At 70.1% G+C, this 19377-nt stretch carries 22 protein-coding genes; 15 read left to right on the top strand and 7 right to left on the bottom strand.

What is annotated here, in order from left to right; translation table 11 throughout:
• Nucleotides 1-2: 2 nt before the first annotated feature.
• From ACFXI3_RS34220 to ACFXI3_RS34205, 4 genes are read left to right on the top strand one after another with little or no spacing between them, the layout of a single operon-like run.
• Nucleotides 3-923, top strand: a complete 921-nt coding sequence (locus ACFXI3_RS34220; RefSeq protein WP_378405234.1) for an acyl-CoA dehydrogenase family protein — start codon at nucleotides 3-5, stop codon at nucleotides 921-923.
• On the top strand, nucleotides 920-1849 hold the full coding sequence (locus ACFXI3_RS34215) for an acyl-CoA dehydrogenase family protein (RefSeq protein ID WP_378405232.1): 930 nt from the start codon (nucleotides 920-922) through the stop codon (nucleotides 1847-1849). The genes ACFXI3_RS34220 and ACFXI3_RS34215 overlap by 4 nt, the downstream gene beginning before the upstream one ends.
• Nucleotides 1846-2643: an enoyl-CoA hydratase-related protein gene (locus ACFXI3_RS34210; protein WP_344264467.1), complete on the top strand. Its 798-nt coding sequence runs from the start codon at nucleotides 1846-1848 to the stop codon at nucleotides 2641-2643. The genes ACFXI3_RS34215 and ACFXI3_RS34210 overlap by 4 nt, the downstream gene beginning before the upstream one ends.
• A 3-nt stretch (nucleotides 2644-2646) precedes the next feature.
• Nucleotides 2647-3765 (top strand): acyl-CoA dehydrogenase family protein, encoded by a 1119-nt coding sequence (locus ACFXI3_RS34205; protein ID WP_378405230.1) that lies wholly within the window; start codon nucleotides 2647-2649, stop codon nucleotides 3763-3765.
• Between the two features lie 7 nt (nucleotides 3766-3772).
• On the opposite strand, the gene ACFXI3_RS34200 is transcribed toward ACFXI3_RS34205, so the two are convergent.
• Both ACFXI3_RS34200 and ACFXI3_RS34195 read right to left on the bottom strand, forming a co-directional pair.
• A complete protein-coding gene (locus tag ACFXI3_RS34200; protein WP_378405228.1) occupies nucleotides 3773-4210 on the bottom strand; it encodes a hypothetical protein in 438 nt (145 codons plus the stop codon).
• 73 nt (nucleotides 4211-4283) lie between these two features.
• Entirely contained in the window at nucleotides 4284-5084 is an 801-nt protein-coding gene (locus ACFXI3_RS34195; protein ID WP_378405226.1) for an IclR family transcriptional regulator, read from the bottom strand.
• A gap of 58 nt (nucleotides 5085-5142) precedes the next feature.
• Between ACFXI3_RS34195 and ACFXI3_RS34190 the strand changes: the two genes are divergently transcribed.
• From ACFXI3_RS34190 to ACFXI3_RS34150, 9 genes are all read left to right on the top strand, one after another.
• The gene (locus ACFXI3_RS34190; RefSeq protein ID WP_378405224.1) at nucleotides 5143-6243 is read left to right on the top strand and encodes a mandelate racemase/muconate lactonizing enzyme family protein; all 1101 of its coding nucleotides are present in this window, start codon (nucleotides 5143-5145) and stop codon (nucleotides 6241-6243) included.
• The gene (locus tag ACFXI3_RS34185; RefSeq protein WP_378405222.1) at nucleotides 6240-7409 is read left to right on the top strand and encodes an iron-containing alcohol dehydrogenase family protein; all 1170 of its coding nucleotides are present in this window, start codon (nucleotides 6240-6242) and stop codon (nucleotides 7407-7409) included. The genes ACFXI3_RS34190 and ACFXI3_RS34185 overlap by 4 nt, the downstream gene beginning before the upstream one ends.
• Before the next feature lie 190 nt (nucleotides 7410-7599).
• Complete coding sequence (locus ACFXI3_RS34180; protein ID WP_378405220.1) at nucleotides 7600-9297, top strand: APC family permease; 1698 nt, start codon at nucleotides 7600-7602, stop codon at nucleotides 9295-9297.
• A gap of 21 nt (nucleotides 9298-9318) precedes the next feature.
• Nucleotides 9319-9471 carry a hypothetical protein gene (locus ACFXI3_RS34175; RefSeq protein WP_344264489.1) on the top strand — a complete coding sequence of 51 codons (153 nt, stop codon included), beginning with the start codon at nucleotides 9319-9321 and terminating at the stop codon, nucleotides 9469-9471.
• Between the two features lie 128 nt (nucleotides 9472-9599).
• A complete protein-coding gene (locus ACFXI3_RS34170) occupies nucleotides 9600-9734 on the top strand; it encodes a hypothetical protein (RefSeq protein ID WP_378405218.1) in 135 nt (44 codons plus the stop codon).
• A gap of 33 nt (nucleotides 9735-9767) precedes the next feature.
• The gene (locus tag ACFXI3_RS34165; protein WP_378405216.1) at nucleotides 9768-10721 is read left to right on the top strand and encodes a GlxA family transcriptional regulator; all 954 of its coding nucleotides are present in this window, start codon (nucleotides 9768-9770) and stop codon (nucleotides 10719-10721) included.
• A gap of 104 nt (nucleotides 10722-10825) precedes the next feature.
• Nucleotides 10826-11464 carry an HD domain-containing protein gene (locus ACFXI3_RS34160; RefSeq protein WP_344264495.1) on the top strand — a complete coding sequence of 213 codons (639 nt, stop codon included), beginning with the start codon at nucleotides 10826-10828 and terminating at the stop codon, nucleotides 11462-11464.
• A gap of 76 nt (nucleotides 11465-11540) precedes the next feature.
• Nucleotides 11541-11954: a polyketide cyclase gene (locus tag ACFXI3_RS34155; RefSeq protein ID WP_378405214.1), complete on the top strand. Its 414-nt coding sequence runs from the start codon at nucleotides 11541-11543 to the stop codon at nucleotides 11952-11954.
• Nucleotides 11951-12379 carry a MarR family winged helix-turn-helix transcriptional regulator gene (locus tag ACFXI3_RS34150; RefSeq protein ID WP_344264501.1) on the top strand — a complete coding sequence of 143 codons (429 nt, stop codon included), beginning with the start codon at nucleotides 11951-11953 and terminating at the stop codon, nucleotides 12377-12379. Before ACFXI3_RS34155 ends, ACFXI3_RS34150 begins: the two co-directional genes overlap by 4 nt.
• Nucleotides 12380-12535: 156 nt before the next feature.
• Here ACFXI3_RS34150 and ACFXI3_RS34145 read toward each other — a convergent pair whose 3' ends face one another.
• The 3 genes from ACFXI3_RS34145 to ACFXI3_RS34135 form a co-directional block, all read right to left on the bottom strand.
• Nucleotides 12536-13171: an SRPBCC family protein gene (locus tag ACFXI3_RS34145; RefSeq protein WP_378405212.1), complete on the bottom strand. Its 636-nt coding sequence runs from the start codon at nucleotides 13169-13171 to the stop codon at nucleotides 12536-12538.
• A 254-nt stretch (nucleotides 13172-13425) separates the two neighbouring features.
• Nucleotides 13426-13779, bottom strand: a complete 354-nt coding sequence (locus tag ACFXI3_RS34140) for a hypothetical protein (protein ID WP_378405210.1) — start codon at nucleotides 13777-13779, stop codon at nucleotides 13426-13428.
• 73 nt (nucleotides 13780-13852) lie between these two features.
• Nucleotides 13853-14797 carry a LysR family transcriptional regulator gene (locus ACFXI3_RS34135; RefSeq protein WP_378405208.1) on the bottom strand — a complete coding sequence of 315 codons (945 nt, stop codon included), beginning with the start codon at nucleotides 14795-14797 and terminating at the stop codon, nucleotides 13853-13855.
• Between the two features lie 113 nt (nucleotides 14798-14910).
• Here ACFXI3_RS34135 and ACFXI3_RS34130 point away from each other — a divergent pair, with 113 nt between their 5' ends.
• On the top strand, nucleotides 14911-15792 hold the full coding sequence (locus ACFXI3_RS34130; RefSeq protein WP_378405206.1) for an NAD(P)H-binding protein: 882 nt from the start codon (nucleotides 14911-14913) through the stop codon (nucleotides 15790-15792).
• Nucleotides 15793-15808: 16 nt separating this feature from the next.
• The gene (locus ACFXI3_RS34125; RefSeq protein ID WP_378405205.1) at nucleotides 15809-16168 is read left to right on the top strand and encodes a darcynin family protein; all 360 of its coding nucleotides are present in this window, start codon (nucleotides 15809-15811) and stop codon (nucleotides 16166-16168) included.
• 59 nt (nucleotides 16169-16227) lie between these two features.
• Here the strand turns inward: ACFXI3_RS34125 and ACFXI3_RS34120 are convergent, their stop codons facing one another.
• Entirely contained in the window at nucleotides 16228-17376 is a 1149-nt protein-coding gene (locus ACFXI3_RS34120; RefSeq protein WP_378405203.1) for a hypothetical protein, read from the bottom strand.
• 206 nt (nucleotides 17377-17582) lie between these two features.
• Complete coding sequence (locus ACFXI3_RS34115) at nucleotides 17583-19373, bottom strand: APC family permease (protein WP_378405201.1); 1791 nt, start codon at nucleotides 19371-19373, stop codon at nucleotides 17583-17585.
• Nucleotides 19374-19377: the final 4 nt, after the last annotated feature.

The raw sequence follows: 19377 nt of genomic DNA, 5'->3' as shown, positions 1-19377 counted from the left end.
CCGTGGATTTCGAACCGACCTCGACCCAGCGCGCGGTGCTCGACGCGCTGGGCGCCCTGCTGGCCCGGCACGCCGGACCGGAACGCAGCCGTGCGCTGGCGGCTCGCGGCGAATACGACTGGAACCTCGAAGAAGCGTTGCGGCGCGACGGTTTTCTCGACCTGTTCGCCGCGGAGGACGCCGGTCCGCTCGACGCGGCCTTGGCAGTGGAGGCGATCGCCGCCGAACTCGGTGCGGTCAGCGCGGTGCCGCACCTGCTGGTGCTGCCCGCCCTCGGGCTTGACCGTCCGGCCGGGCCGGTGGTGCTCGCGGTGGGCGAGCCGGGTCCCGTCCGTTATGGCGGCGAGGCGACGCGAATGCTTCTCGCTGACGACGATCGGTGTTTCGCCGTTGCCCTCGATTCCGTTGCTGCTGAACGGGTTCCGTCGGCTTACGGTTATCCGCTCGCCCGGGTGGTCGCAGCTGGCCGGGAGGAGCTGGCCCCCGGGAGCGCCGCGACGATGGTGAACTGGTGGCGGGTCGGCGTGTCCGCGGAGGCGGTCGGCATGATGCGCCGGGCCGCTGACATCGCGGTCGCCTACGCCAAGGACCGCAAGGTGTTCCGCCGCTCGCTCGGCTCGTTCCAGGCGCTGCAGCACCGGCTGGCCGAGGTGAACGTGCTGGTGGAAGGCGCGCGCTGGCTGGTGTACGAGGCCGCGTTCGCCGGGGCTCCGGCCGAAGCCGCCGCGGTCGCCGCGACGCACACGATGTCCGCGCTCGGCCGCGTGACCAGGGAAACCCACCAGATCATGGGCGCGATCGGGCTGACCGCGGAGCACGACCTGCACCTCTGGACGCTGCGGTTGCAGGCGTTGCGCGCGGAACTGGGCAGCTGGCGGATGCCGAGCCGGGCCGCCGCCGAAGCACGCTGGGCGACGGCATGAGCGTCGCGTTGACGCCGACCGAGGAGCAGCGGGCGCTGGCTGAGGTGGTCCGGCGTTTCTGCCGGACACACTGTCCGGACGAGGTCTGGCGTTCCGGCGTGTTCCCGGCGGAATTCTGGCGCGGGCTGGCCTCGCTCGGAGTGCTTTCGCTGGCGGTGCCGGGCGAAGGCGGCGGAGCAGGTGACATCGCCGCTGCCTTCGCGGAGCTGGGCCGGGCTGCCGCGCCCGGGCCGTTGGCGGAGACGGTGTTGGCGACCCACGTGCTGCCGTCGGAGCTTGCTGCCCAGGTCGCGGACGGGAATTTGGTGGCCTCGGTCGGCGCGCCGCCCTTGATGCCGTGGGCTCCCGTCGCTGGTGTTTTCGTTGAAACAGACGGCGCCGGTGCCTGGCTCGCCGAGGCTGGTTCAGTCGAGCCGGTCGAGGTGCTGGGCGGCGAGGAGTGGGGCCGGGTTGCGCTGACGCGAGGTCAGCTGTTGGAACGCGTCGAGGCGGCGACGGCGCTCTCGGACATCGCGGCGGCGGCGTACTTGAGCGGTGCGGGACGGCGGTTGCTGGACCTCGCCGTCGAACACGCGCGCACGCGAGTCCAATTCGGACGTCCAATCGGGACATTCCAGGCGGTCGCGCATCCCCTCGTGAATGCCGGGCTTTCGCTTACTGCGGCGGAGAAACTCACCACGATGGCGGCGCTCGCGCTCGACGACGAGCATCCCGATGGAACCGCACTGGCGGCCGCGGCGCGGTGTTCGGGAGGACGGGCGGCGGTCGAGGCGGCGGAAGTCGCGCATCAGACGTTCGGCGCGATCGGGTACTCCGTGGAAGGACCGATCGGGCCGCTTTCGCAACGGATCAGGCACCAGGCACTGCGGCCGGGGTGCGCGGACAAGGTAACGGCGAAGTACCGCCGGAAAGGCCAGGAACGATGAGCGACGCGCCCGAGGTGCTGTTCGAAAAGCGCGACCACGTCGCCTGCCTCACGCTCAACCGCCCGCACCGGGGCAACTCGCTGACCGGGTCGATGATGCCGGTGATCCGCGAGATGTGGGCCGAGGTCCGCGACGACCCGTGGATCCGCGCGGCGATCGTGATCGGCGCGGGGGAGCGGCATTTCTGCACCGGGGCCGACGTGCACGCGGTCGCCGGGCGCGGCGGGATGAGCACCGGGAACGGGCCGCTGACCGACGAGGTGTTCTGGTCGCCGCGGCAGAACCGGGTGTGGAAACCGGTGATCAGCGCGGTCAACGGGCTGGTCGCCGGGGCCGGGCTGCACTTCGTGGTCGACGCGGACATCGTGCTGGCGGCCGACCACGCGGCCTTCATGGACACGCACGTGAACGTCGGTCTCGTCGGCGCGATGGAGAACATCGGCCTGGCGAAACGGCTTCCGCTCGGGTCGGCGCTGCGGATGACGCTGATGGGCAAGAGCTACCGGATGCCCGCCCAGCGCGCGTACCAGCTCGGGCTCGTCGACGAACTGTCCACTTCGGAGGATCTGATGGCCGACGCCGAGGAGATGGCGCAGGCGATCGCGCGGAACTCGCCGGAGGCGGTGTCGCTGTCGAAGCAGGCGGTCTGGAATTCGCTGGAGATGGGGTACGGGCAGGCGTGCGAGTACGGCTGGTCGCTGCTGCGCATGCATTGGGCCCACCCGGACGCGAAGGAAGGCCCGCGCGCGTTCGCCGAGGGCCGCGAGCCCAACTGGACGACCGGGGAGCAGTGAGAGATGGATTTCGGCTTCACCGCTGAGGAAGAGGCGTTCCGGGCGGAGGTCCTCGAGTTCCTCTGGGAATACCGGGACACCGACGGATACTTCCACCGCGGCAAGGACACCGCCGACGGCGTCCGCCGGGTCTACCGTGCGCTGGGCGACCGGGGCTGGCTGTCGCTGTCGTGGCCGACCGAGTTCGGCGGCGGCGGACGGTCGCCCGCGTACGAGTTCATCCTCTGGGACGAGATGGCCTACGCGCGGGTGGCGCGCCCGCCGATGGGCCCGGGTCTCGTGGCCAAAGCGCTGATGACGCACGGCACCGACGCGCAACGCGAGCGGTACCTCGCCGACCTGCGACGCGGTCGGCTCAACTTCTGCCTCGGCTACTCCGAACCCGACGCGGGCTCGGACCTCGCCGCGGTGCGCACGAAGGCGCGCCGCGAGGGCGACCACTACGTGGTCGACGGGGCGAAGTGCTGGACGTCCAATGCGCACTGGTCGGACTGCGTTTGGCTGCTGTGCCGGACCGGCGCGCCGGACAGCCGGTCGCGAGGGTTGAGCGTGCTGATCGTCCCGTTGGACAGCCCAGGGATCACCGTGTCGCCGATCCCGACGCTGGACGGCGGACGGCTGAACGAGGTCCGGTTCGACGGCGTGCGGGTCCCGGTTGCCGATCGGGTGGGCGCGGAGAACGAGGGGTGGCAGGTCGTCGCGTCGGCGCTCGCGGTGGAGCGGCACGTGCAGTTCCCGCCGAAGCGGTTGCGCCGGGATCTGCATGACCTGATGGCGGCGCTGGACTCGGCCGGGGTCGCCGAAGATCCGGTGGTGCGGCAGCGGGTCGGCGAGCTGGCGGTGCGGCTCGCGGAGGTGGATGCGCTGGCGCTGGCCTTGCTGGGCGAAGTGATTCGGGGTGAACCGGCTGCTGTTGCGGCGGCGTATCACAAGCTGGCGGGCACGGTGCTGGCCCAGGACATCGCCCGCGCCGGGGTGGAGTTCGGCGGGGCGGAGGCGGTGGTCGCGGGGACGGATACGGAGTTTTTGTGGCGGCAGTCGATCTTGGAGACGATCGGCGGCGGGACGACGGAGGTGATGCGGGGGTTGATCGCGCGGCAGGAGTTCGGGCTGTCAGCTTGAGGGAGCCTCAGCTCAAAACCCGCGCCCCGCGCAGATAAGCCGCCAGCCGGATCCGCAGCCCGCGCAAGTCCCGCAGCGCGAGCGGCAGGTGATACGCCGGGCGGTACCCCACTGCGACACCGGCGTCGCCGCACGGTCCCGCGAAGTACACGAACCCGTCGTCCTGGTCGCGGCGCGCCGGGGACCACGGCTGATCCTGCCAAGCGCGCGCCGCGGCGTGGCTGGCGATCCAGTAGCTCGGGGCCTTCATCGTCTCGGCGATCGCGGCGGCGAAACCCGCGGCGTCGGTGTCGCTGACGCCTAGTCCGCGGCCCGGCCACACACGCGGCAGCACCCGGTCGGCAGTGTGGTCTTCGAGCCATGGCGCGCAGGCGAAGATCGCGCTGGTCCCGTCGACCGAGACCGACCAGCGTTGCATGGCCGCAGTGGGCGGGATTTCGTACATGGCGACCACCTGCCGGGAAAACGACGATTTGGCGAAGCATAAATGAACGGTGCGGGGCCCTGCAGATCGCGGTTCAGCGAGGGGCGCCGAGGGCGGCGGAAATCCGGTCGGCGACGGTGCGGGTGAAGCGGCCCGCCGCGGGCAGTCGTCCGCCGAGGCGCGATTTCGGGGCGGACACGTTGACTGCCGCGACAATGTCGCCGCGGAAGCCGTACACCGGCGCGGAGACGCCGACCAACCCCGGCTCGAACTCCTCGTCCACGGTTTCGTAGCCGCGTTTCCGGATCCCCGCCAGCTTCGCGGTCAGTGCCTCGAGGGTGAGCGGCGGCGGTTCCTCCGCGGCGCCGGGGAGGTCAGGGAGCGGATGCGCGGCGGCGCCGGCGAAGGTCCGCCACCATTGCCCGACGGTTTCCTCGTCCCATTCGCTCAATAACACCCGTCCGGGTGAGGTTGTGAACGGGTCGACGCCGACGCCTTCCCAGCCGAGTCCGCGAAAAGCGTGGGACGCGAGTTCGCTCCGGAGGGTGAACACCTGGCCGGCGCGCAGGACGCACAAATGCGTCGTTTCGTTCAGCCGCGCCACAATCGTGCGCAAAAAGGGCGCGGCCAGGTGCGCGAGGTGCGTTTCGGTGGCGTGCGTGGCCAGCGCGAAGAGCCGCCAGCCCGGCCGGTACGCGCGGGTGTGTTCGTCGCGCGACACCAGGCCGGTGTCGGCGAGCGTCGAGAGGGCTCGCGAGACCTGTGCCTTGTCCCGGCCGGACAGTTCGGCGACGCGGGACACGCCGAGTCCGTCGCGCGCTTCCGGCAGTGCGAGGACTTCGAGCAGGTCGACGTCGCGGACCAGACCCGAACCGTAGGTGCGCTGGTTCGCCATGTTGAGGACTGTGCAACAACGATTGGGCGAGCGTCAATCCGGGGTTACCGTCCGGAGAGTGAAGATCGCCGACATCCAGCTGCTGCCCGGGACGCTGCCGCTCGATCCGCCGTTCGACGCCGCCTGGGATCCGGTTCCGCGCACGCGGTTCGACGCGACGGTGGTCAAGGTCGTGACCGACGAGGGCGTGGTCGGCTACGGCTCCGGCGACACGATGGCCGGCTTCGAGCCGTACGCGGAGTTGTTCCTCGGCCAGGATCCGATGGCGATCAGCAGGCACGTGCGGGCGCTGGAGACCGTCGCGTTCCACGCCGGGCGCTACTGGCCGCTGGAGATCGCGCTGTGGGACGTCATCGGGAAGGTGCTCGGCGTTCCGGTCGCGACGCTGTTCGGCGGCGCGGCGGACGCGATCCCGGCGTACGCGTCGACCGGCCGGATCCTGCCCGCCGACCAGCGGGCCGAGGTGATGGCCGGGATCCGCGGCCAAGGGTTCCGGGCGGCGAAGATCCGGCTGGCCGCGGACGATTTCGCCGGCGGAATCGCCACCATGCGGGCGGTCCGCGAGGCGGTCGGGCCGGAGATGACGCTGATGGCCGACCTGAACCAGGCGTGGCGGATGCCGGGCGACGTGCGGCCTTCCCTCGACCCGGCGGCCGTCCGGCGGTTCGCCGAGGCGCTGCGCGAGCTGGACGTGTTCTGGCTCGAAGAACCGCTGCCGCTGGACGACCGGCCCGGCCTGCGCGCGGTGCGGGACACCGGGATCCGCGTCGCCGGAGGAGAAATGGTCCGGACCTTCCGTGAGCTGCTGGACCTGGTGGAATCCGACGCCCTCGACGTCTACCAGCCGGACGTCGCGCTCGCCGCCGGCATGCTGCGCGGCCGGACTCTCGCCGAACTGGTGCTGGCGCGCAACCGCCTCTTCACGCCGCACACCTGGTCGAACGGCCTCGGCCTGCTCGCGAACCTGCACGTGACCGCAGGCGTCGGCGGGGGACCATACCTCGAATTCCCTTACGACCCACCGGTGTGGACGCCGCAGCGGCGGGACTTCCTGCTCGCCGCGCCGCTGGACATCGACGCGGACGGCCTGCTGCACGTGCCGTCCGCGCCGGGGCTGGGCGTCGCTGTCGACGAGGAACGGTTCGGGAGGAAGTCATGACCGAGATCCCGGCCATCGAAATCGGGCCTTATCCGGCTGCCACCTTCGCCGCCGGTGCGGTCGAGCAGTTGCCGCGATTGGTCCGGACGATCGGTGTGCGGAAAGTTGTGCTGGTCAGTGATCGCGGATTGGTCGCGACTCCGCTGCCGGAGCAGACGTCAGAGTTATTGCGGCGAGACGGTTTGGCGGTCGAGGTTTTCTCCGAGGTGCACCCGAATCCGACCACCGACGACGTCGACGCGGGCGGTGCCTTCGCCCGGGCCGCTGGGGCACAAGCGGTGATCTCACTGGGCGGCGGGTCCGCTTTGGACGCTGCGAAGGCGATCGCGCTCGCCGCGGTCAACGACCGTCCCGCCACTGAATTGGGCTGGAGCACCGAGGATTCAACGGATTTGGTGCCCGCGTTGCCGATCGTGGCGATCCCGACCACGTCCGGCACCGGTTCGGAATGCAACGACCTCGGCGTCATCACGGACCCCGCGCGGCAGCGGAAGTGTTACCTGGGCGGCCCGACTTGCCTTGCCCGGTATGCACTTCTCGACCCGGCGCTCACGCTGAGCCTCCCGCGGCGCGCGACTGCCGCCGCGGGAATCGACTGCCTGACCCATGCGGTGGAGTCATTTCTTTCCGCCCGGCCGAATCCGTGGGCGGATGGTCTGGACCTGCAAGCCGTCCGTTTGGTCGCGGAGAATCTCCGTCGCGCGGTCTCCGATGGCGGAGATCTGGCGGCCCGGGCGAATCTGATGCTGGCCGCGCACACCGCGGGCCTGGCGATGCGGACGACCGGACTCGGCGTGGTGCACGGCGTCGGGCACTCGCTCGGCGGCCGGTTCGACCTGCCGCACGGCCAGGCTTTGGCGTTGGTGCTGGGCGAATGCCTGCGGTTCAACCGTGCGGTGCGGGAGGAACGCTTGGCGCGATTGGCGGAACCGCTGGGCGTGGCCGACGCGCGGAAATCGTTCGCACACAACGCGGACGCGGCGATTTCCGCGATCGAACGGCTGGTCGCCGACGTCGAACTGTCCGGCCGGCTCCGCGAATTCGGTATCGGCGAAGGAGATCTGCCGGACCTGGTGGCCGACACCCTGGCGGACGGGGTGCTGGCGAACACCCCGCGCGAGGTCTCGGCGGACGACGTGACCGGGATTCTCCGCGCGACCTGGTAGTCCGCGGCGGGAAACCGGCGATGCCGGACATAGTTCGCGAATACCGTTGTGCGGCAACGGAAAACCGAGCAGGATCGCGGCCCTGCGCCGAACCGGTGCACCAGGTAACGATCTCATGTCCGCTTGTTCTGCGCGCGCCGCCGCGGGAGGACAGTGGAAGCGGACCGCCGACCCGGCAGGAGGCCGCGCCATGGACAAAGCCGGAACGACCGAACAGCCGTCCCCGGCGGTCGTCGCGGGGGACGACAAGCGGCTCAAGAAGCATTTCGGCCCGATCGGGCTGCTGTTCACCGCGGTGGGGTCGATCATCGGGTCCGGATGGCTCTTCGGCGCGCTCAACGCGGCGCAGCTCGCCGGGCCCGCGGCGATCGTGTCGTGGGGGATCGGCGCGGTGATGTTCGTGCTGATCGGGATGACGTACGCCGAATTGGGCACGATGTTCCCGCATTCGGGCGGCGTCGCGCGGTTCCCGCACTATTCGTACGGCTCGTTCGCGAGCTTTTCGATGGGCTGGGTCACCTGGGTCGCCGCGGCCGCGGTGTCGCCGATCGAGGTGCTCGCGGTCGTCCAGTATTCCACGAATTACCTTCCCTGGCTGGAGAAACTCGACGCGGACCGCAACGCCGTGCTCACCCCGGCGGGCACCGGGATTTCGATCCTGCTGCTGGCGTTCTTCGTGCTGGTGAATTTCTTCGGCGTGCGCTGGTTCTCCCGGATCAACAATGTGCTCGTGTGGTGGAAACTCGCGGTCATCGCGCTGGTGATCGTGGTTTTCCTGGTGACCGCCTTCAACACTGATCATTTCGCGGGGTTCGGCGGGTTCGCTCCGTACGGGACGCACGGGATCTTCTCCGCGGTCGCGAGCGCCGGGATCGCGTTCTCCTTTTTCGGCTTCCGGCAAGGCGTCGAACTGGCGGGGGAGACGGCCAACCCGAAACGCAACGTGCCGCTCACGCTCATCGGTTCGGTGGTGCTCACCGGGATTTTGTACGTGCTGCTGCAGATCGCGTTCATCGGCGCGGCCCCGTCCGACGCGATCGCCAAACAGGGCTGGGAACACGTCGGCGCGAACTTCACCGCGGGCAGCGACGTGCTGGCCACCTTCGGCCCGCTCGCCGCGATCTCGAGCGTGCTCGGCATCGGCTGGCTGGCCACCCTGCTGTACGCGGACGCGATCATCTCGCCCGGCGACACGGGTTTGATCTACACCGGCGTCACCGCGCGCATCTCGTATGCCATGGGGCGCAACGGAAACGCGCCGTCCGGGCTGGCGAAGGTGAATTCCGCGGGCGTTCCGTGGCTCAGCCTGATCCTCGCGTTCGTCGTCGGCTGTTTCTTCTTCCTGCCGTTCCCCGGATGGAACAAACTGGTTTCGTTCGTCACGAACAGCACGGTGCTGTCGTTCGGTTCCGGGCCCCTGGTGCTGCTCGCGATGCGCAGCCAGCTGCCGCGCCACGACCGCCCGTTCCGCCTCGGCCGCGGCTTCACGTGGGCGGTCGCGTTCCTCGCGATGTTCTCCACAAACCTGATCATCTACTGGACCGGCTGGGACACGAACTGGAAACTGTTCGTGGTGATCGTCTTCGGATACCTCCTGCTCGCGGCGCACCAGGCCTTCGCGAAGACCGCCCCGAAGCTGGACTTCCGGCACGGCTGGTGGGTGCTGGTGTGGTTCGCGGGCCTCGCGGTGATCAGCTATCTCGGCACGTATCCGGAGGCGTCGAAGCATGCCGGGAACCTGGGGGTGCTCGACTTTTCGCTGGGTGCGGCGGCGTCGCTGGTGCTGACCGCGGTGGTGATCGCGCTGGCGCTGCGGAGTGCGTTGCCCAGCGAGCGGGTGACGGAGATCTTGGCTGAGCGGCGGGAGCCGAACGAAACCCCGGCGTGAGGCTCGGGGATGATTCGAGCGGTGGCCACGCTTCGCTTCGAGTTCCCTCCGCCCGGCGAACTGGGCGGTCCGGTCGTGGTGCCGTATGTCGACGACGTCGCGCTGACCGAGCTGATCGACCGGTTCGAACTCGCCGAAGGCATGTCCCCGGCCGGGGTGCTTACGGCGGCCTGATTCCGGACTGTTTCGCTGGCACGCCGACCGAGCACTTCCACGGCCTCGACTTCGAGGAAGGCGAAACGCCGCTGCTCGCCTGTGCGTGCGGGGTCTGGGGCTGCTGGCCGCTGCTGGCGCGCATCACGGTGACCGGCGACGAGGTCGTCTGGGATTCGTTCGCGCAACCGCACCGGCGGAAGCGGGACTACCGCGGGTTCGGGCCGTTCCGGTTCGCCCGCGCCCAGTACGACGCGGCAGTGCTCCGGTTCGCGTCCGCCTGACGGTCTGCCATGCTGGGCCCCGGAGGTCGGATCATGGGCGCGAGCGTGGTTTTCGTCGTGTTCGACGGCGTGAAGATGCTCGACGTGACCGGGCCCGCCGAGGTGTTCGCCGAGGCGAATCTGGCCGGGGCCGGGTATTCGGTCAGCTACCGGTCGCCGTCGGGAGCACCCGTGGCGACGTCGGTGGGCGTCCGGCTGCCCGTCGACGGGCCGGTCGCCGAGACGCCGGACCCGGACCTCGTCGTGGTGGCCGGCGGCGACGGGCTGGTGGAGCACGGCGTGCCCGTGGATCTGGTCGCCGCGATCCGGGAAATCGCGCCGCGTGCTGGTCGGCTGGTGTCGATCTGCACCGGTTCCTTCGCGCTGGCCGCCGCGGGCGTGCTGTCCGGACGGCGCGCCACCACGCATTGGCGGCACGCGGCCCGGCTCGCCCGCGCGTACCGGGACGTCGAGGTGCTTCCCGACGCGCTTTTCGTGCGGGACGGCGACATTTTCACCTCGGCCGGAGTGTCCGCGGGCATCGATCTGGCGCTCGCTCTGGTCGAACAGGACCACGGCCCCGATCTCGCGCGCACCGTCGCGCGCGGTCTCGTGATGTTCATGCAACGGCCCGGCGGCCAGTCGCAGTTCTCCGCGCCGCTGCGGATGCCGCGGCCGAGCACTCCGACGTTGCGCGAGGTGACCGACCTGGTTTCGGCGCAGCCCGGGCTCGACCACAATGCGTCCGCGATGGCCTCGCGGGCGGGCGTCAGCGCCCGGCATCTCGCGCGGCTGTTCGCGAGCGAACTGGACACGACGCCGGCGAAGTACGTCGAGCAGGTGCGGCTGGACCACGCGAAAGCCCTCCTCGGCGCGGGGCACGGCGTCGCGGAGACCGCCCGTGCCTCCGGATTCGGCAGCTCCGAGACGATGCGCCGCGTCTTCGTGGCCCGCCTGGGGATTTCGCCGAGTCAGTACCGCGCGCGCTTCGAGACCACGGCCTCCTGACTCCTGTCCGGATCTGTGGGCACGCGGTCGGTTTTCGCAGTGGGACCGAGGACTTCGCCGGGCGAGACTCGGGCTGAGCCCAATTTTTCCCGAGGAGGTCTGTGGTGCCCGAGGTGATCGCCGGGATCGAGATTCCGGATACCGCGCTGGTGCGCGAGGCGACGGCGCTGGTGCGCGACGTCGCCGACGAGACGTTGTTCCACCATTCGCGGCGAGTGTTCCTGTGGGGTTCGCTGAAAGCCGCCGCGCGCGGGCTGACGGTGGATCCGGAACTCGCGTACGTCGGCGGGCTGTTCCACGACCTGGGGCTCACCGACGGGTACGCGACCTCCGACCGCCGTTTCGAACTCGACGGCGCCGAGGCGGCCCGGACGTTCCTCCTCGACCACGGCCGTTCGGAGGAAGACGCCCGGAACGTCTGGCTCGCGATCGCCCTGCACACGACGCCGGACGTCCCGCTGCGGCTGGCCCCGGAGGTGGCGGTGGTGACGCTGGGCGTGGAAACCGACGTGCTGGGCCTCGGCCTGGCCGAGATCGCCGGCGACCGGCGCGCGGAGGTCGTCGCGGCACATCCGCGGCCGGACTTCAAGAACCGCATCCTGCGCGCGTTCCGGGACGGGATGGCCGGCCGTCCGGAGACGACGTTCGGCACGATGAACGACGACGTGCTCGCCTATTTCGATCCGGCGTTCGAGCGGACGGACTTCGTGGAGCTGATCAAGGGGAGCGCTTGGCCGGAGTGAGGGGCCGCGCGGCTCGGGCTTGCCAGTTAGTCTGCGCGCAGATAGTCTCTGCGCAGACTAACTGGGAGGACCGATCATGTGGACCACTGACTACAGCGCGGAGACTTCGGCGCGTCCGGACGCGGTGTGGGCGGCGTTGCGGGCCCTGCACAGCGGGACGCCGCTGAGCGAGCGCAGCGACCGGTTCGAACTGCACGGACCGTTCGAGAAGGGGACCGAGCTGTCGGTCACCCCGCAGGGGCAGGACACGTTCCGTTCGCGCATCACGGAGTTGACCGAGAACGAGGTCTACGAGGACGAAACGCGCTTCGGCGAGGTCGTGCTGCGGTTCCGGCACACGCTCGCGCCGCTCTCCGGCGGCGGCACGCGCGTCACGCATCGCTTGGAAATCGAGGGGGACGCGGGTCCGGAACTCGGGCCGCAGATCAGCGAGGACTTCCCGGTCGCCATGAGCGATTTGCTGGCCAGTGCGGAGCGGTCCGCGCGATGACGCGGTTCGCGGGTCCGGGGGACAGCCCGGGTTTCCTGCTGTGGCACGTGACTTTGGCGTGGCAGCGGCGGATCCGGCAGACGCTCGAACCGCTGGGCCTCACGCACGTCCAGTTCGTGCTGCTCGCGTGCTGCTGGTGGATGGAAACGCACGGCGCGCCGCCGCGGCAGCAGGAACTGGCCGCGCGGGCGGGCACCGACATCAAGATGACCTCCCAGGTGATCGCCCGGCTGGAGGCGGCCGGACTGGTGACGAGGACGGTCGACTCCGGCGACACGCGCGCGAAACTGGTGCGGCTGACCGAAAACGGCCGCGATTTGGCCGGGCGGGCGGTGACCGCGGTGGAGCGCGTGGACGTGGAGATGTTCGGCGCCGAGGCCGCGCCGTTGCTGCGGACCTTGCGGTCGGTGCTCGACGCGGAGTGATCCGCTGCGGCGGCTTGGCTGTCGCCTGGGTGGGGTCCGAGTTCTTGCCCGCTCCGGGTGCAAGAACTCGGAGACCGTGCCGACCGGTGGTGGTGCCGCGGACGGGCCAGGGCGGCGGTGTCTGCGTGGCCCGTCGGACCGTGCGCCCATCTCCGCTCAGCGCTGGTGCGGTCCGTCGCAGGTACCGGATTCGGCGGCGGCCTTGAGGTCGGCGAGCCAGGTTTCGAGGCCCATGTCGGAGGTCGGGTCGGCTTGCGGGCCGGAGTGGCTTTCCTCGGTGCGGACGAGGATGCCGCCGCGGACGGGAGTGAAGGTCCAGACATGTGTGCCGTCGATGTGGTAGCCGGCGCTGTCGGCGGGGCCGGTCCAGCGAAGGCATTTGCCGCGCTGGAGTTGCTGGACGGTGGAGCTGATGACCACAGTGCTCGGGGGAGTCGTGGGCACGTGGACGGTGGCTTGGAACCGCGAGTGCTTGCGCAGCGGGCCGGAGTCCAGGCGCCGCACGGTCATCGGGGCGGCGGGTTTCTGCCAGGACGTCCAGGCTTCCACATCGGTCTGCAAGTCCCAGATGGTGTGCAGCGGCGCGTGGACGAGGATTTCGGCCCGGTGACGGGCTTTCGCGGCCGGGTCGACGCCTTTGCCTTGGCAGGTCAGTGAGGTGTGGCCGGGAGTCGCGGCTTGGGCGGGTGTGGCTCCGAGGACAGCGGCGGCAGTCAGCGGGACTGCGAGCAGGGCGGTCCCGAGGCTGCGGCGGCGAGGGGTTCGCGAGGTGGCCGGGTCGGTGCTGCGCATGGGTTTCTCCTCTTGTCGAGTGTCTGTTAATACCATTAACTGTGGTGAAACCCTATAGCTCGGCGCTGGTGAAGGTCAATAGGAAAAGTGAAGGGCATTAACCTCGTCTCGGCACGGCGGAGACGGGGTGCGCGGACGGCGCGACCGCTGGCGTGCTCCAGCGGTCCGGATGCTTGACTTCGCCGACCAGTTCAGGCGAACGGGCTCAGCGGAAGAACTGCCGGGCGACGGCGGGCCGGGACCCGGTGCCGGAGTCAGGTCTGGAGGAGGACGTCCGTCAGGGCGAAGCTCGGTCGAAACCGTACAGCCGTCCCGCCTCGGCAGCCGTTCGCGTGATACTCCGCCACGACCACGGGCCCGGTGTCGCGGACCTCGATCGTCAGCAAGGTCGCGTGCTCGCGGTAGACATCGACGACGGTGTCCGACTCCCGCCGGTGCCGGAAGCGGACGCTCCGGTGCATCGCGTCCCAGCTGAGGTGGAGTTCCTCGGTCTCGGAGACGGGAATCCTGACTTCCCGCACGAAGTCGTCGCCCGTCGCCTCCTCTGTCCGCGGGAGGACGTCGAAAACGGAGAACCACACCTCGTCCTCGGCAACCGCGAACTCCACGCGGGGCAACCTACCGGACCTCGGGAGGCGGAGCGGAGGCAAATTCTGGTGGGGCCGCAGAAGCGAAGCGCGCCTAATGCGGAGAAGTCCCTGGCGCGCAAAGTGCCCGCCGCACCGCGGCGCGGAGCCAGCGGTGCGCCCCGTCGGCGGATTGGCGCGGATGCCACGCCATGCCGATCGTCAAGGGAGGCAACGGAACCGGGATGTCGAGCAGCTGCAGGCCGAGTGCGGTGGCGTCGGCGGTGAGCGGCGACGGGGGTTCGCCGGGGAGCGACGCGGGGATCAGGCAGACGACATCGCTGCGCGCGGCGAGGGCCATCGCGGCCAGGTGGCTCGGCAGGACGATCGCGACGCGGCGGCGGAGGCCGTGTTCGGCCAGTGCGGTGTCCAGAGGGCCGGTGAACCGGCCGCGGCGGCTGACGGCGACGTGGTCGGCCGCCGCGAGCCGGGCTGGGGTCAAGGGGGCCGAAGCGAGCGGGTGGCCGGGGCGGACGGCGGCGGCCATGCGCAGGGTGAGCAGTTCTTCGACCTGCGTTTCCGGGTCGACGTGGTCGATGGAGCCGACCTCGAGGTCGAGCCGTCCGTCGCGGAGGGCGGAACCGGCTTCCCATTCCTCGGCTCGGACTCGCAGCGAGATGCCGGGGGCTTCTTCCCGGGCGAGTTGCAGGAGACCGACGGCCAGGGCGGCACCGACCAGATCGGCGGCTTGGATCGTGAAGGTCGAGCGCAGGGTCGCGGGGTCGACGACGGCGCCGGGGCTCAGCAGCGCGCCCAGGCTGTGCACCACCGCGGCGGCCTCCTCGCGCAGGGACTGCGCGCGCGGCGTGGGGACCATCGCTTGCCCGGCCCGGACCAGCAGCGGGTCTTGCAGGATGCGCCGCAGCCGGGCGAGCGTGCGGCTCATCGCGGCCGGCGAGGTGTGCAGGCGCGCGGCGGCCTTGGTGACGCTCTGCTCGGTCAGCAGGGCGTCCAAGGCGACGGCGAGGTTGGCGTCGAGTGCCGGGTTCAGGCTATTCACCAGGGTAATTCCACTTCAGGCAAGGATTGCGTGCCGAAGTTCCCATTGTGGCAGCACCGCCGCGCTCAGCAGGATCGAGGGCGTACCCATCGGTCCTAATCCACGAGGTTTTCATGATCGTCATCACTGCCCCCACCGGGAACATCGGCAGCCGGGTGCTGCGCCTGCTGTTCGACGCGGGCGAGGACCTGCGGGTGATCGTCCGCGACCCGGCCCGGCTCCCGGATTCGGTGCGCGAGCGCGTCGAGGTCGTCGTCGGATCGCACGGCGACGCCGAAGTCGTCGACCGGGCCTTCGCGGGCGCGGACGCCGTTTTCTGGGTGGTCCCACCGGATTCGTCGCGTACTCCGGCAGACGGCTGGAGCGGTTTCACCGGCCCGGCCGCGAAAGCGCTTGCCGCGCACGGCGTCGGGCATGTCGTCGGGGTTTCGGCGCTCGGCCGCGGCACCGCGGTCGCCGATCGGGCGGGGCTGGTCACCGCGTCGCTCGCGATGGACGAGCTGATCGCGGGAACCGGGGTCGCGTACCGGGCGCTGGCCAACCCGTCCTTCTTCGAGAATCTGCTGGAGGAGGTCGGCTCGATCCGGGAGAAGGGCGTCTACGCCGACGTACTGGACCCGGACCGCAAGGCCCCGCTCGTCGCCGTCGCGGACATCGCCGCGGTCGCCGCGCGGCTGCTGCGGGACCGGTCCTGGACCGGGTTCGCGGACGTCCCCGTGCTGGGGCCGGAAGACTTGTCTCCCACCGAGGTCGCCCGGATCATGACCGAGCAGCTGGGCCGTCCGGTCCGCTACGAGCGCGAGTCGCTGGACGACCTGCGCAGCACGCTCATCGGCTACGGGCTGAACGAAACCTTCGTCCACGGCATCGCGGACATGAAGCACGCCAAGGACAACGGCCTCGACGCCGGTGTCACGCGCACCGCGGAAACGGCGTCTCCGACCACGTTCGAACAGTGGTGCGCCGAATCCCTCAAGCCCGCCTTCGAAGCCTGACCTCCAAGGAGCCGCAATGTCCGCGAAGGAAACGCCGGTCACCGCGTTCCTGCTCGTCAAGACCACGCCGGAATGGCTCGCCCTGACCCCGCCGGAACGGGCCGACGCTTTCGCCAGCCAGGTCGTGCCCGCGATCGAGGCGAAAACCGCCGGCGTCCGGTCGCGCTTCTACGACACCGAGTTCTACTCCGCGCGCGTCACCGACGTCTGGGTCTGGGAAGCCGATGATCACCACGCCTACCAGCTGTTGATCGACGCGCTGCGGGAAACTCCTTTCTGGGACCGGTATTTCGAGGTCGTCGACCTGCTCGTCGGCACCGAGAACGGCTACGCCCGCACGTACGGCCTGGACCCGTTGGCCACCATCGCCACCTGAGCACGCGAGAGGGCCCCGTCTCCCGGAAAGCGGAGACGGGGCCCTGGCACCGCAAGAGATCAGTGCGCCGAGGCGAGCGCCGCCGTGGCGGGCGGCATCAGCTTCGGGTATTCCTTCTGGAACTTCTCGATCATCTTCGCGGACGGGATGATCCGGTTCGGGTTGTTCTGGCTCACGGCCTGCTTCTCGCCCCACGCGCCGGCGGCCTTGCGCTGGTCGGGGGTGCCGTGGCTGTGGAAGCAGTCGCCGATGGAGGCGTCGAGGTAGGTGACCTCCTGCTGGGTGCGGGCATTCCACGCCTCGCCCTTGGCGTGCGCGACGAAGTAGCCGCCGTACGCGTCCGGGCCCATTTCGGCGGATTCGTCGCGCGGGTAGTTGTTGTGCGCGAAGTCGACCTGGTGGCCGTACTCGTGGCCGACGACCGCTTCCACCGACACGTCGTCGAAGCCGAGGTGGTTGACCACGTCGAGCAGGCCGTCGCCGAGCATGACGCGCTTGCCGCCGAGGCTGTCGGCCGGGGCGGAGAACGCGTTCAGGGTCAGCAGCGGGTTGCGGCCGCCCTGCAGGGCCGGGACCTCGTAGAGCACCTTGGTCGCGAGCGCGCCCGCCGCGGCGGCCCGCTTCGGGTCGAGGCCGAGCTTGAACGTCTGCGTCGTGCGGTCCTGGCTGCCGAGGTCGGTGCCCTTCCAGGCGACCAGCTGGATGTTCCAGCTCTCGATGTCCCAGAACCCGCGCAGCTTGTCGATCGTCGAGCCTGCCCGCGGCGTGTACTGGCCGTCGGTGCCGAAGACCTGCGGGGTCTTGTCGCTGGCGACGGCCTGGGTGTAGAGCTGGCCGATCGCGCTCAGCGCGCTGAGCGCCTGGCCCTCGGTCGGGGTCAGCGTGGAGGCGAGCTTGTTCGCGTACGTCAGCAGCGATCCCTCGGTGCAGCCCGGGATCGGGCCCTGCGCGGCGTGCGCCTGCTGGCCCGGCCGCTTCACCGGCGAGTCGAAGAACGGGTCGACGCCGCGCAGCGCGTTCGCGGGCAGCCCGTTGTAGAGGTCCTCGACGTCCTGGTACAGCTGCGCGATGTCCTGTTCGACCGAGGTCGGCTCGGCCGCTTTCGCCTGCGGCGCCGCGATCGCCGGGACGGCCGTGGCGACCGTCAGCGCCGCGAGGGTGCCTGCCGCCGCGAGCGTTCTGCCGAGAATTCTGGTCCGTTTCCGCATGGGCCCCTCATTCCGGTTCCAAGATCACGAATACGCCCAACCCTAAGACGATCTTGGGCGGCGGAACCGGGGCGAGGGAAAGACCCCCGGGATGGCCCACGCCTTTCGGCGGGTTTTCGCCCTGCGGACATCGGCCGAAAGTACTATCGGGCAACGCGTCGCCCGCCCCGGGAAAACGGGCATTCGGGAAAACCGGACGAAATGGCTCAGGCCTTGACCCGGAACCGCATCCGGCAGACGACCGCGTCGGAACGGCGGCGCAGCACCCGGGCGAGCACCGCGCCGCGGCGGTTCTGCAGGACGCGCTGCCAGAAATGCTCGGGCTCGACCTCGGCGACCAGGACGAAAACGTGGCATCCGTCGTGTCGCCGGAGGTGTTCCGCGATCGGCTCGCCGAGGCGGCGGCGTTCGTCGTGCAGCTGGACGAGCGTGACCTCCGGGTGCCAGCGCTCCCACGTTTCGACGAACTCGCGCGCGGCCGCCTCCTCCTCGGGGTGCGTCACGTGCACGGCCTCGACGTGCTCGCCGAGCGACAGCGCGGCGGAGAGCGCGTCGCGGGTCAGCCGCGACACCGTGTGGACCGGGACGACCACCAGCGACCGGTTGGGCCGCGGCGGAGGCGGGACGCGCCCGAGTTCGAGCCGGTCGCCGATGCGGCGGTAGGTGCGGTGGACCCATTCCATCATCAGCACGAGCACCGGCAGCGCGACGACGATCAGCCAGCCGCCTTCGCCGAATTTCGTCGCGGTGACCACGATCGCCGCGATTCCGGTGAGCAGCGCGCCGAAACCGTTGAGCGCGGCCTTTCCTCGCCAGCCGCGCGGGCGGGCGCCGAACCAATGCCGCACCATTCCGACCTGCGAAAGGGTGAAGCCGACGAACACGCCGATCGCGAACAGCGGCACCAGAGTGTTCATGTCGCCATTCGCGAGAATCAGCAGCAAAGCGGAAGCGAGAGCGAGGAAACCGACGCCGTAGCGGTACACCTGACGTTCGGCGCGCAGGGCGAAAACGTGCGGGAGGTTGTTGTGTTTCGCGAGCAGTTGCGCCAGCACCGGAAGCCCGCCGAAGGAAGTGTTCGCAGCCAGTGCCAGCAGGACCACGGTGGAGAATTGCACTACGTAGTAACCGAAACCGTTCCCGAGCGACGCGGCGGTGACCTGCGACAGCACGGTCACGCCGTCGACCGGGTGGATCGAGAACTTCCCGATCAGCACGGCGATCCCGAGCAGCATCACCGCGAGCAGTCCGCCGAGCGCGACCTCCGCCCGCTGAGCCCGGCGCACGCGCGGTTTGCGGAAGGACGGGACGGCGTTGGCGATCGCCTCGACGCCGGTCAGTGCCGCGCAGCCGTTGGCGAAAGCCTTGAGCAGCAAAAGGATTCCGACGGTCTGAAGGCTGGGGAGGTGCCCGCTGGCGACGCTCGCGGCCGGAGCGCTGCGGAAGAGGCCGACTACAACGACGGTGAGGATCGAGCCGACGAACACCGCGGTCGGCACGATGAACGCCCGCGCGCTCTCGGCGATACCGCGGAGGTTGATGCCGGTGATCAGCACGAGCACGCCGAGACAGAGGGGGAGCTTGTACGGCAGCAACGCGGGAAACGCCGACGTCAGCGCGGCGACCCCGGCGGCGACGGAGACCGCGACGTTCAGCACGTAGTCGACGATCAGCGACGCGGCGGCGACCAGCGAGGCCCGGCGGCCGAGGTGGGTGCGGCTGACGCCGTAGGCCCCGCCGCCGTCCGGGAACGCGGCGATGACCTGCCGATACGACAGGGTCAGCACGGCGAGCAGGACGGCGATCGCGAGCGTGACGGGCAGCGTGAAGCCGAGTCCCGTTCCGCCGGCGACGGCCAGCACGAGCACGATCGCCTCGGGTCCGTAGGCGACCGACGCCATCGCGTCGAGGGACAGCGCGGCGAGGCCGCCGACGACGGAAAGCCGGTGCCGGTCGGCGGCCGGCGGCGTTTCCGGGCGGGACAGAGTTGCGGTCACCCGG

Source organism: Amycolatopsis sp. NPDC059235, from assembly GCF_042754125.1.
GTDB classification, from domain to species: domain Bacteria; phylum Actinomycetota; class Actinomycetes; order Mycobacteriales; family Pseudonocardiaceae; genus Amycolatopsis; species Amycolatopsis albidoflava.
The sequence above is the reverse complement of the archived record's forward strand: the minus strand, read 5'-3'. Positions and strand labels throughout refer to the sequence as shown.